The organism is Microcoleus sp. S13_C5, assembly GCF_036700845.1.
Taxonomy (GTDB): domain Bacteria; phylum Cyanobacteriota; class Cyanobacteriia; order Cyanobacteriales; family Microcoleaceae; genus Microcoleus.
In genome coordinates this window covers 1-12,723 of record NZ_JAUBPR010000068.1, presented here as the reverse complement: position 1 = coordinate 12,723, position 12,723 = coordinate 1, and the positions used below count along the sequence as shown (strand labels likewise).

General features: G+C 40.9%; 7 protein-coding genes. 3 read left to right on the top strand and 4 right to left on the bottom strand.

What is annotated here, in order from left to right:
- The first annotated feature begins 173 nt into the window (after positions 1-173).
- Entirely contained in the window at positions 174-2,468 is a 2,295-nt protein-coding gene (locus tag QUA04_RS17990) for an FkbM family methyltransferase (RefSeq protein WP_333258823.1), read from the top strand.
- A 108-nt stretch (positions 2,469-2,576) separates the two neighbouring features.
- Entirely contained in the window at positions 2,577-5,672 is a 3,096-nt protein-coding gene (locus QUA04_RS17985) for a class I SAM-dependent methyltransferase (RefSeq protein ID WP_333258822.1), read from the top strand.
- Positions 5,673-5,732: 60 nt separating this feature from the next.
- Here QUA04_RS17985 and QUA04_RS17980 read toward each other — a convergent pair whose 3' ends face one another.
- The 4 genes from QUA04_RS17980 to QUA04_RS17965 all read right to left on the bottom strand — a co-directional run bounded on the left by QUA04_RS17980 (position 5,733) and on the right by QUA04_RS17965 (position 10,382).
- Positions 5,733-7,976: an O-linked N-acetylglucosamine transferase family protein gene (locus QUA04_RS17980; RefSeq protein WP_333258820.1), complete on the bottom strand. Its 2,244-nt coding sequence runs from the start codon at positions 7,974-7,976 to the stop codon at positions 5,733-5,735.
- Between the two features lie 102 nt (positions 7,977-8,078).
- Positions 8,079-8,600, bottom strand: a complete 522-nt coding sequence (locus tag QUA04_RS17975) for a type IV pilin-like G/H family protein (protein WP_333258818.1) — start codon at positions 8,598-8,600, stop codon at positions 8,079-8,081.
- A 114-nt stretch (positions 8,601-8,714) separates the two neighbouring features.
- Complete coding sequence (locus QUA04_RS17970) at positions 8,715-10,031, bottom strand: methyltransferase domain-containing protein (RefSeq protein WP_333258816.1); 1,317 nt, start codon at positions 10,029-10,031, stop codon at positions 8,715-8,717.
- A gap of 72 nt (positions 10,032-10,103) precedes the next feature.
- Positions 10,104-10,382, bottom strand: a complete 279-nt coding sequence (locus QUA04_RS17965) for a hypothetical protein (RefSeq protein ID WP_333258814.1) — start codon at positions 10,380-10,382, stop codon at positions 10,104-10,106.
- A gap of 18 nt (positions 10,383-10,400) precedes the next feature.
- Between QUA04_RS17965 and QUA04_RS17960 the strand changes: the two genes are divergently transcribed.
- Entirely contained in the window at positions 10,401-12,554 is a 2,154-nt protein-coding gene (locus tag QUA04_RS17960; protein WP_333258812.1) for an O-linked N-acetylglucosamine transferase family protein, read from the top strand.
- Positions 12,555-12,723 lie beyond the last annotated feature (169 nt).

Sequence of the window (12,723 nt, the reverse complement as noted above, 5' to 3'; positions counted from 1 at the left end):
CCATTGGCTTCTCTGCAATCTCCCCTACCATCGCAATATCTACCCATATCATCGTTAATTATCATTTTATTTTATCTCAAGGTTATAGCATGGCAATTTTCGTTCCGAGCCTAAAGAAAAGCGGGCATTTAAATAATATTCACGTAACAGTATGCCTCGTTGGATCTCGTAAGATGGCAGACAAAGATGACTATGGGAGTCAGGGGTGGGATATTTTTGCACCCAATCTTACTATCTATGGATTCGATGCTGATGAAGCTGCTTGTCATGAGGCTAACGCCACTATAGAAGCTCGAAAAATAAATTGGACTGAAAAACATATTCCACTAGCTCTGGGAAATTCTGTCGGAACATCCACAATTTATCTTACTAAACACCCAGGTTGCAGTTCACTATATCCTCCCAGCGATGCCTATATTGAGCGGTTTGTCGGAAATTCTCAGCTAATTGAGCTAGTTTCTACTGTGGAAGTTGAGATAACAACTTTAGATTTTTTTTGCCAATCAGAAGCAGTTAACGAGATTGATTTTATACAACTAGACGTTCAGGGGGCAGAGCTTCTGGTTTTAAAAGGAGCTTCTAGTATTTTAAAAAGTAGCACTCTAGCGATTGTAACAGAAGTAGAGTTTACAGAAATATACAAGGGTCAACCTTTGTTTGGGGATGTAGATGTGTACCTGAGAGAACAAGGATTTACACTTTTTGATTTATGTAATATACATCGTGACGGTCGCCGAATGCCTGTAGTGTCACCCGACCACTATGGAGCCTTAGTCTGGTCTGATGCTTTTTATTTTCGAGATCTGATTCGGGAAGACTTGAATACAGAATTAAAGACACCCGATCGAATACTAAAATTAGCTTGTATCGCTGATGTTATGAACTTTCCTGACTATGCTCTGGAACTTCTAGCGTATTTGACCCTGCAATATGGCGACGATATAAGATATAACTTGGCTGATAATATTATAGAGAGCTTAGCGGAAATTCCAGAGCTAGTTAAGCGGGGACTAAGTTCATTGCCTATTATTGCTAAAATTAGAAATTACAGCAGCGGTTACCGTGCCAGGTGTGTGTTAAACGATCAAAGTAATTGGCAACAAAGAGGTAATTCCTGCTTGTTTTTAGGAGACTATTCTCAAGCAGCAAGTATTTATGAGCAAGCTATAGAAGCTGAACCAAACATTAAATCCCACTATTGGCACTTGGGGTTGATGCTGCTTTTGCAAGAGCAAGAAGCCGAAGCTTTAACAGTCTGGTTCACAGGTATACTTGAGGACAATGCCGAACAAAGCGAAGAATGCACATCTGAACTAATAGGAGTTATACAAACAGAAGCACAGCGCCGAGAAAGAGTCACCGACTATGCTGTTGCTCACATACTCCGGCAACACATCCGGGAAATAGCTCCCACCGACATAAATAATTTGTTAAAGATTGTCGATCTTTCTATTAAGATGAATAGTTTGACAAATCAAGACCTAATATCCTTGGGAATTGTTGAGTTGTTGCGCTCGGAGTTGTACCCCGTTAATTCCGATTTACTATTACAATTACTTCAAAGCATTTTAGATTATTTACCCTACGAACAATCTACCCTGGAATTTGCAACAGCTTGTCAGGGTTATGTCTCCGATTCTCAAGCATTTGTTAAGGTATTGATGCTAGCTAGTCCTAAAATCCCAGATACCCAAAATGTAGACGCTCCAACTCAGAAATATTCATATTTAGACGAAGAAACTATTATTGATAAATATTTAAAACAATTAAATATAGAAAACAAATACTGTGTCGATATAGCTGCTAGTGATGGGGTAACTATGTCAAACACTTATTTTTTATACAAGCAAGGATGGAGTGGGTTAGCAGTAGAATATGATACCCAACTATTTACCAAATTAGCACTTAGGTATACTGAATTTGAAAAAGTAAACTTAAGCAAATGCATGGTGACACCTGAAAATGTAGTTTCTCTTATGAAAACACATCAAGTCCCAGAAAACTTTAGTTTTCTCAATCTTGATATAGATGGTTATGATTATTTTGTATTAGACCAAATACTTAGTTCATTTAGACCTTTGTTGATTACCGTAGAAATAAATGAAAAGATCCCACCACCTATAAAGTTTACTGTTAACTATAGCCCCAATTATGTTTGGAATAACGATCACTTTTTTGGTCAAAGTATTTCACAGTTAAATATTCTGTGTCAAAAGTATAACTATGCTCTCGTAGAGTTACATTATAATAATGCTTTCTTGATTCCTCAAGAAATCAGTCCAGTAACTTCACTTACACCAGAGGAAGCCTACAGAAGGGGGTATCTCGATAAACCCGACCGGAAAAATAAATTTCCGTGGAATGGTGCTGATATAGAGCAAGTTCACAATTTATCTCCTCAAGAAGCCTTAATTTATATAACTAACTTTTTTTCTAAATATGAAGGACAATTTACCTGCTACATATAATTTTAGTAATTAGGCGTTTAATGAAAAGAATTTAAATTTTTAAGTAGTCAGATGCCTAATCTAAGGAAACGCTAATCCAACAAGCAAGGTAAAGACAGGCTGTAAACAATGGAAAATAATATTTCAAACTCGGATATAAATGCCTACGCTATGTTAAAAAAAGATGCTGTTCAACCAGTCAGCTATACAACCATTCAGTCTGCTGTTGAAGCCATTGAAGGTTTCATGGTTCCAGGGCAAGAAGAGTACCTTTTCAATAAGGTAAAGTCCCTCCCTAATGATGCTGTAATAGTTGAAATAGGATCGTATAAAGGACGCTCCACAGTCGCAATGGCTTATGCTTGTATAGGAACTAATAGGAAAATTTATTGTATTGATACCTGGGACGGCAACGATATTGACTTTCCCGACAGAAACTTCTTTGAGATTTGGCAGCAAAATGTACAAAAAAATGGATTGTATGAATATGTAGTCCCCTTACAGGGATATTCTCATCAAGTGTTAAGCCAGTGGATAGAGATCACGGGTGCTAACAAAATTAACTTTATTTTTATTGATGGTTCTCACCAATTCTTAGATGTATTAAAAGACTTTGAACTGTCATTCCCTCTCCTAAAAGAAGATGGTTGGATAGCATTTCATGATGTTGTACCTACTTGGCCTGGTTCTGAGCGTGTATGGCATAATATTGCCAAACATTGTCTAGTCAATCATCAGTATTCGTCAACTCTGGCCTGCGGTCAAAAAAATTCAACTGCTTTCTCCTCTACTTCATCACCCGAATTACCGATTCACTTCTTTACTATTGTCCTCAATGGTGAGCCATTCATCAAGTATCACATAGAAGCTTTCAAACAACTCCCCTATAAATGGCATTGGCATATAGTCGAGGGTGTAGCGGACTTGAAGCATGATACAGCCTGGTCTTTGCGGAATGGCGGACATATTACCGACGAAATCCACTCCAAGGGACACAGCAATGACGGCACAGCAGAATACCTAGACGAACTGGCACAGTTATATCCAGAAAATGTCACTGTTTATCGTAAACCGGAGGGTATTTTTTGGGAAGGCAAACGTGAAATGGTTAATGCACCCCTACCTAATATTCGCGAGGAGTGTTTGCTGTGGCAAGTGGATGTGGATGAATTGTGGACTGTTGAGCAATTGTGTACTGCCCGATATATGTTCATCAATAATCCTGAAAAAACGGCTGCTTTTTATTGGTGTTGGTATTTTGTCGGAGAGAATCTGGTTATTAGCACTCGCAACTGTTACGCTCAGAATCCCGCCCAAGAATGGTTGCGAACCTGGAGGTTTAAACCCGGCTGTTTCTGGACTGCCCACGAACCTCCAGTATTAACTGAACCTTTACCTAATGCTGAATGGAGGGATGTTGCCGCAGTAAACCCTTTTGTACATGAAGAGACAGAAACGCGGGGTTTGGTATTTCAACACTTTGCCTATGCGATGGCAAAACAGTTGCAATTTAAAGAGCAATATTATGGCTATGCAAATGCAGTTTCAGAATGGAGCGTATTGCAAGCTCAGACTAAATTCCCTGTTCGCCTGAGCCACTATTTTTCATGGGTTCAAGATGGCACGATGGTTGATACTGCTAATGCCTGTGGTGTAACACCAATAGCGAAAAGAGAAAAAGATACTGATATCTGGGAGTTTGGCCCACCAGAGGAATTACCAGTTAAAAAAGCAACAACTACTCCAATATCAACTCCAACGATCCTGATAGATGGCGTGTTTTTCCAGCTTTACAGAACAGGAATTGCTCGTGTCTGGAACTCCTTGTTACAAGAATGGGCAAAAGATGGTTTTTCTCAACATCTTATCATTCTTGATAGGGCGGAAACCGCTCCAAAAATTGCGGGAATTAGATACCTTACTATTCCAGCTTACAACTACGAGACAACCGACGCTGACCGGGAAATGCTACAGCAAGTCTGCGATCGAGAAGGTGCTGATTTATTTATCTCTACCTACTACACAACACCCCTCTCAACTCCCTCTGTATTCATGGCTTATGACATGATTCCAGAAGTTTTGCAGGCCAATTTGAATGAACCCATGTGGAGGGAAAAGCATCATGCTATCTGCCATGCTTCTGGATATATTTCTATTTCAGAAAATACAGCGCGGGACTTGACAATATTTTTCCCACAAATTCCCCTACAGTCTGTAACAGTAGCTCATTGTGGAGTGGACAATCTTTTCACGCCAGCGAGTCAAGAAGAAATTAATACTTTTAAAACAAAGTACGGCATCTCAAAACCCTACTTTATTTCAGTGGGAGGCGGGTCGGATTATAAAAATTCTATCTTGTTTTTTCAGGCTTTTGGAAAACTTGCTAGTAAACAAGGATTTGAGATTGTTTGTACAGGGACTGGAATTCTATTAGAAGGAGAGTTGAGAAATTATACTTTGGGAAGTGTTGTGCATAAGCTACAACTCAGCGATGACGAATTGAGATTAGCTTATGCCGGTGCTGTAGCTCTGATTTATCCGTCGAAGTATGAAGGTTTTGGGATGCCTGTGTTGGAGGCCATGTCCTGCGGTTGTCCGGTCATCACTTGTCCCAATGCGTCGATTCCTGAAGTGGCGGGGGAAGCAGCTTTATATGTGAATGATGAGGATGTTGAGGGGTTAACCGATGCACTGTGTGATGTACAAAAACCGAAAATTCGCAATTCATTGATTGCGGCTGGTTTGCAACGGGCGCAAAAGTTTTCTTGGTTAAAAATGGCGCAAACTATGAGCGCTGCATTGATTAATGCGACTCTCTTACCTCTTAACCTGAGAGATATTAATTTGATAGTTTTCGCAGATTGGTCGCAACCAGAAGAGTCTTTGGGTTTAGAATTAGAGGGAGTTGTTAGGGCGATCGCAACTCACCCGGACAAAAGTAAAATGGCTTTGCTGGTAGACACGAGCAATATTTCTGATGAAGATGCAAATCTCGCTTTATCTAGCGTGGTGATGAATCTTTTAATGGAAGAAGATTTAGATGTTTCCGATGGACCGGAAATTTCCCTGATTGGACAGTTGAGTAAAATTCAGTGGTCAGCTTTGATACCTCGACTTCACGGTCGGATTGTCTTGGAGAATGAGAACACAGAGGCGATGGTTCAGGCAAAAGTCGAGAACATTTCCTTATTTGAACTAGACAGTTTTATCGAGGAGACTAACTGATAAATTTAGAGAGTTTGTGCAGCAACTCGCTGCACAAACTACTTACTCGCATTAGCACCCTCAATGATTTTTGTCAATATATATTTGCCACATTTGCTCGTAAGCTTTTTCCATCTCTTGCGTAAATTGCTTGCCATTCCACAGCGGTGCAGTTTGTCGTGATTGCCGCAATTTCCAAGATATTTGCTGCCGCAAAACAGCATCTTTTCCTAAACGAATTCCCCATTCTATATACTCTTCATCAGTCCAAGCAATCCCTTCCGAAATACCTGCATTCATCATCATCGTGTAGCTGTTGCGGCTAGCAAACTGTTGCCCTACTCGTGTTACTATCGGAACACCCATCCACAGCGTCTCCATTGTAGTTGTAGCTCCGTTGTAGGGGTAAGTATCTAATACTACATCAGCTATGCCTAAATTAGCGCGGTGGACTTGTTCTGAAGGAGCAGATGGTAAAAATCTTAGGCGTTCTGCTCTTACTCCCTCAGATTCTGCAATCTCAATAAAGAAATTTTTTAGAGATTCTTGATTGGCAACCCCTTTTACTAAAAAATAGCTATTGGGAACTCCTTTAATAATTTGCATTTGCAGCCTTGCTGTATCGGGGTGATATTTGTATCCCTTCTGACCAGTAAAATAAATAACAGCATCAGTAGGAATATCCAATTGATCGCGCCGGACATTAGGTACACCAACTTCAAAACCATCTACAGCTATATAAGTTTGAGGCAAACGCCAGATTTTTTCTGTATAGTAATCCTGAGCAGATTCCGGTAAAACGTAAGGATCAGCAATAAAGTAATCAACGGCAGGAATCTCCGAGGCATCCCAACCTAACCAGGTTACTTGTATCGGTGCTGGTTTCATTGCTATGGCCTCGCAAGTGTTAGTTAGCGTTAAACTATCAAGGTCTATCAAAATGTCAATTTCATCTTCATAAATTTTTTCAGCAGCTTCTTGACCACTGAGTTCTAATTTACAAGCCTTGGAAACCTGACCGACAAACCATTCTTGTAATGAATTATAATTTTCTTGATAGCCCATAAAGTAACCATTGATCTCAAAGCGTTCTCGATCGTGGTACTGAAATACCCATCGTGCTAGCCAACCGACAGAATGAGTCAACAGGCAGTGGGAGATATATCCTATTTTCAAACGTCTTGTAGAAACATCTGTTTTTATTAACCTAGATTTCCACTGGCGACACCGATATACCTTTTCCTTCAGAGACGTTTCTATTTTTAATTGTGCTAAACCAGCTATTTTACTACGAATTTTTAAATTTTCCTCAAGTCTATCTTGCAGATAAGGAAAGAAAAAAATAGAATTAAATAATCCCAGAGCTGATGTCTCCCATAGAGCCTCATTATTTTGTTCATCAAGCAAAGAAGCAAGCAGAGACTTCTGCAATTCAAAAGCCAAGCAAACTTCATTCCAGTAGCCACCTGCACCCATCAAACCACGCATAATTAGCAAATTACCATAAATTCTGTTGAGTAACTTTTCTTGAAGTGAATAGTATAATTTAGCTGATTCTATTCCCTTCGTATATTCACGACTATCTTGATAAAAAGAAGCCAACGCATATAAAAATTCTCGGTGTTTAGGAAGGAACTTTAAACCTATTTCGGTAAAAATGGCTGCAACATCAGCTCGTTTAAATGAGTAGCAAAGTTTATAGACAAATGGGAGTAGCAATTGCTCTAAAATCGATGTATTGTCTTTAATATATACCAGAGCACTTTCCGTAAAATCTAGAGATAAAATGTCAAACGGTGCCCAATCTAAAACATTTTTTAATACCTGTATTAATAGCTCCTTATCCACTTCTACTACTTCCGAATTGAGCAGTTCAAGGATATGCAGCTCGTTTAATATTTCTCCTTTGTATGTTTTGAGCAAAGTAGACAGCCCGATTAAATGTAACAAGTTATTAACTCCTTCTGGGTTAATTTCCCGTATATGCTGCCGGATTGCCCACGCTATACAATAGTCCTCTTCTCTTGTTCCCTGTAATCGTCGTCGCTCTGCTTCTGTTTCCAATACCTCAATCAGTTCTTTTGTCCACTTTTCTATGTCTTCTGGCTCTCCATCTGCCATTCCTATGAGCCATGTTGTCTGAGCTTCACTTTCTTGGCCCTGCAATAGAAAAATCAAACCTAAGTGCCAGTAGTAGGACTTAACATTAGGCTCCTGTAAAATTGCCTCTTCATAAATTTTTCCTGCTTGATAATAGTTTTCTGAAAAAATATATTTTTCAGCTTGCTGTTGCCATCCGGCAACGAATGAATCACTAGAAATCATAAACTATTCAATAAGTTTTTATTAAAATTTTAAAGCGGGTAGCTCTATCTGCTACCCGCTGATGCCGGACTATTAACAACCCGGAGTAATCAAAATCAGAAACTACTTAGTAACAGGCTCCATTGATCCACAATCAGTAGCACCTGCGGCTAAATTGCCTGCATTACCTGTAGATGTACCTGCTTCTTGGCAGATGATGGAGCTAGTTGTTTTTGCTTCTCCAGCGGTTATTAAAGCCACACTTCCCCCATATCCTTTGAGAGAGGAAGTATTTGGTTTAGCATTAGCAACTCCTCCTTTGTCCGCATCACCACTCGCCAAGTTATATGTGTAGTTAGTGGTTTGAGTTTTGATACCAAGACCCAACTGAGTACCCGTGGGATCAATCGAAAATTTGCTATTCTCTGCGTAAAAAGCTTGCTGACCCTTGTTCATTGAACTGACATACTGCTTGGCTTCAGACTGCTTGGCCTTGTTTGCTTGGTTAAGGAACGCGGGCAAAGCGATTGCAGACAAAATACCGATGATGATGATAACAACCAGCAGTTCAATCAGGGTGAAACCTTGATCCTCTCTTCTTTTGTTGATGTGTTGCAGGAACTTAGCTTTAAATTCAGTCTTCATAATTTGTTTCTCCTTGAGGGGGTGAAATGCTCGATTTCTAACTCTTATATGTAACTTACCCAGTTTCCCCGGCTTTGCTATCATCCCGTCCATTTTTTTTTTGAGATCGGGCGGCTAACGCTCCAAAAGCACGTACAGAGAGACTTCCAGTCTAGTCAACAGTTCCTTCACTTCATCAAAGGCCGTCTCCTGGGCTGCGGGATCTAGATTAACCACAGCCTCGGCTCTAATCTTTAGCCATTTCTGGACTAGCGACACCGCAGACTGTGGGCCATCCCACAGAGGTAACAAGCAAGCAGCAATTGTACTCTCGATCGCCACCGGCGCTAGAGTTGCCACAGTAATATAACGACTAATCTCAAACGGCATCTCGCTGGCAATGGAATTACTCAAGTCTTCCCTCGTCTGGGAATTCCTGAGTTGAGGATGCAAATGCACCCGCGCTGACTGCCAGTCAGCCTCCGTCCATTCCGCAACAGGCACAAAAGCCTGAGTGCCGGGATTGCCGCACCAGAAATCAAACAATCGGTGTAGGGGATGAAACAGTTCAAATAAATGCAGCCTCTCTTCCACAGAAGTTTCTGGCAGACTCATCGCCAAAAACGGAGGCAAATCATCTGGATCTTTGAACACATCCATCAAGTCCCAGCGGCTCCACGCCACCATGCTGATAAAATCTAGATCGGCTGCTCTCAAAAGTGCAAACAGTTCAGGCACGCTACAGCCTTTGTCACCCAGCAATAAATAATTTACCATAATCCACCGCTCATCCTTTGCGCGATCGGCATCCCAACTAACTGCTTTGAGCCATATTGCATCTTGCAACGCGTCCATAATTTCCCGGACTATTTCAACCTCCAACTCACCTGGTGTTTGATTCATCAATCCCATTGCTCTGAAAGCCGCTTGAGCGCGTAACATTACCGATCTACCAATGGAACTGTGCAGGTTAGTCCGAATAATCCCATCTGGTTTAAGAACCGATTTCATCGCCTGCAATCCTACAACAGCGTCGGGCAATAAATAAAGCACTTCGTCAGCATTAATGTAGTCGAACTCCACGCCTAAACTGGGTAATTCTTCTATTTTCATCACATAAAATTCCGCATTCTCAAAACCGTGATATTGCAAGCGGTGGCGGGCTAACCTAACAGATTCTTCTGATAAATCAATGCCCACAATTTTAGCTCCCGGATTAGCGGTCGCCAAAATTAAGGATTTGTAGCCGCTACCGCATCCCGCATCCAGAATCAGTTTGCCTTGAGTATTGACAACTTTTCGATTTCTAAAGTAGTAAGCAGTTACAAGGTTATGAAGGTAAAGCAACTCATACTCAGACTCAGGAGATTTTTCGAGAGGAATTCTCGGATAAGGGGCATAGTCATATTGCTGGCGAATTTGGTCTATTAAATCAGATTCTTGATTTTCCATTATGAATTAATCTTGAGGCTGCTAAATTGTTCGGTGGCACTTCCTATTATAAAATGGAAAGGCATTTCATCCCTAAGCGATCGCCCAACCAACCACCCCTCCCATGAACACAAACATCAGCCCGATCCTCAAAGTATTCACCCTTTCGGCCGCCCTTTCCCTAGCCATCAAGTACGCAGGGCCTAGCTTATCCATACCCTCTACCGACCTCAACGCCCTAATTGCCGTCTTTACCCCCAGTATCATCTTAGCTGCCATCCTCGGCTGGCGATCGCGCCAACAGCCCTGATAGGGGATGGAGGGCGATCGCGCCCAAACACGAGTTAAATTAAACCAGGGGCGATCGAACATTCACACCAAAACCCATCCATGCCCAGCAATATAGATGAGACAGACAATCACATGGATCTAGCCACCTTAAATTTCAAACCCTTAAATTTGCTGATTTTTCCTGATTGGAGCCAACCCGAAGAATCTCTTTATTTAGAATTAGAACTAATTATTAGGAGTCTGGTAAGTCATCCCGAGCGCGATTTCCTAACTCTTTTAATAGATGTGAGCGAAACTTTAGAAAAATCCGAAATAGATGCCAATCTAATTTTATCAGCGATTGTGATGAATCTTTTCATGGAAGAAGATTTAGATACTAGCTGCGAACCGGAAATTATTTTATTAGAAAACCTCAATCGAAGCCAGTGGCAGGATATTTTGCCACACATTCAATATCGAATTAAGCTGAAGGCGGAAAATCACCAAGCAATAGCCGAATCTGGAACCGCACAAATTCCAGTAGTGGAACAGGAACAACTTAGCGATATCACCCTTGACTCCCAAGCATTAATATTGAGAGAATTTGGCAACAAACTCTACCTTCAAGGAAGATACGAAGCAGCCATTAAGCACTATCAAAGGTTTTTAGTATCCCAGGTAGGAGATATAGAACTGTATGGTAACTTAAGCGAGTGTTTAAGAAACCTCAACAGAATCGAAGAAGCGATCGCGAGCCTTGAAGAAGGCATCCGTCATTACCCTACAGCAGGAAAACTGCACTTTGAAATAGTCAAAATTCACCAGCAGAACGGACGCACTAATTTAGCTATATCAAGTGCAGAAAGAGCAACGGAAATACTGCCCAATGAGTATGTTTTTCAACTATTCAAACACTTAACATTGCCGATTGTTTATAGCACATTAGATGAAATCAATTTTTACCGAGAAAGATTTGTCCGAGAATTAGAAAAGTTAATTAAGCAAACATCCCTAAAAACTCCAGAAGATAAAATTAATGCTTTGCGGGGTTTTAGTAGTTTCACTAATTTTTACCTAGCATATCAGGCTCACAATGTTGTGGAATCGCAGTCAAAATATGCTAATTTAGTGCATCAAGTTATGGCTGCCAACTATCCGCAGTGGGTGCAACCGCAATCTATGCCTCCACTGCTGGAAAATGGCAAAATTAGAGTCGGTTATATTTCTAGTTATTTGCATTCTTACAGCGGCACTTTCTGGTTGACTGGCTGGCTGCGTTATTGCAATCACCAACAATTTGAAATTTACTGTTACTATACGGGGAACGATCCCGATCCAATTACAGAACAATTTCGCCAATACAGCACTGAATTTCGCCACATCCCCCACAACCTAGAAGCCGTATGCCAACAAATTATTGATGACAAATTGCATATTCTTGTCTTCCCCGAAATTGGCATGGATGCACCAACTATCCAAATAGCAGCTTTGCGCCTGGCCCCCGTGCAATGTTCGGCGTGGGGACATCCTGTCACCTCTGGTTTACCGACGATTGATTATTTTATTTCTAGTGAATTGATGGAACCGGAAAATGCACAATTGCACTACTCAGAAACCTTAATTAAGTTGCCGAATATTGGCGTTGCCTACCCAAAACCAACCGTCGGTAAATTAAACAACAGTCGCTTAGATTTTGACCTACGAGAAGATGCAGTGATTTATTTATGCTGCCAAGCCCCTTTCAAATACTTACCACAATATGATTTCATTTTAGCAGAAATTGCCCGCCGCGTTCCGCAAGCTCTGTTTATCTTTCCTCGCGGCGAACTGCTGCGGGAACGGCTAAAGTTTGCTTTTGCTGCTGTTAATCTCGATAGCGAAGATTACTGTCTCTTCCGAACCATTCCAACTCGACAAGATTACATAGCAATTAACTTTATTTCCGATGTTTTCTTAGATACTTTCACTTGGTCGGGGGGGAATACATCTTTAGAAGCGATCGCTTGCAATTTACCCATAGTCACCTGTCCGGGAGAATTTATGCGGGGACTTCACGCTTATAGCTTTCTAAAAATACTGGGAGTAACAGACACAATTGCACACAACGAAGAGGAATATATTCAAATTGCTGTCAAGTTAGGTCTAGACTCACAGTGGCGGCGAGACATTGCACAACGCATGAGTCAGCGACAAGATAATCTGTTTGACGATCAAGTTTGCGTGACAGCTTTAGAGAGTTTTTATCAACAAATTGTTCTAGAAAGACTTAAATAATTGTTTTAATTTTATATGTTTTTCTGGCTAAATTATCTTTACATAAGACTGGCACACTTTTAATGTTAACAGGAGACTAACCGCAAGTCAATCGGGAGCATCCCGGTTTTGCGCTTTTGAGCATCAAACGGATATTGATCCGTTAAGGTAGGCGCACCGAAGCTTAAGC

What these genes read in the sequence shown, in the direction of transcription:
- QUA04_RS17965 (WP_333258814.1), bottom strand. Translation starts at nt 10,382, where the DNA reads ATGTTCGATCGCCCCTGGTTTAATTTAACTCGTGTTTGGGCGCGATCG.
- QUA04_RS17985 (WP_333258822.1), top strand. Translation starts at nt 2,577, where the DNA reads ATGGAAAATAATATTTCAAACTCGGATATAAATGCCTACGCTATGTTA.
- QUA04_RS17970 (WP_333258816.1), bottom strand. Translation starts at nt 10,031, where the DNA reads ATGGAAAATCAAGAATCTGATTTAATAGACCAAATTCGCCAGCAATAT.
- QUA04_RS17980 (WP_333258820.1), bottom strand. Translation starts at nt 7,976, where the DNA reads ATGATTTCTAGTGATTCATTCGTTGCCGGATGGCAACAGCAAGCTGAA.
- QUA04_RS17975 (WP_333258818.1), bottom strand. Translation starts at nt 8,600, where the DNA reads ATGAAGACTGAATTTAAAGCTAAGTTCCTGCAACACATCAACAAAAGA.
- QUA04_RS17960 (WP_333258812.1), top strand. Translation starts at nt 10,401, where the DNA reads ATGCCCAGCAATATAGATGAGACAGACAATCACATGGATCTAGCCACC.
- QUA04_RS17990 (WP_333258823.1), top strand. Translation starts at nt 174, where the DNA reads ATGGCAGACAAAGATGACTATGGGAGTCAGGGGTGGGATATTTTTGCA.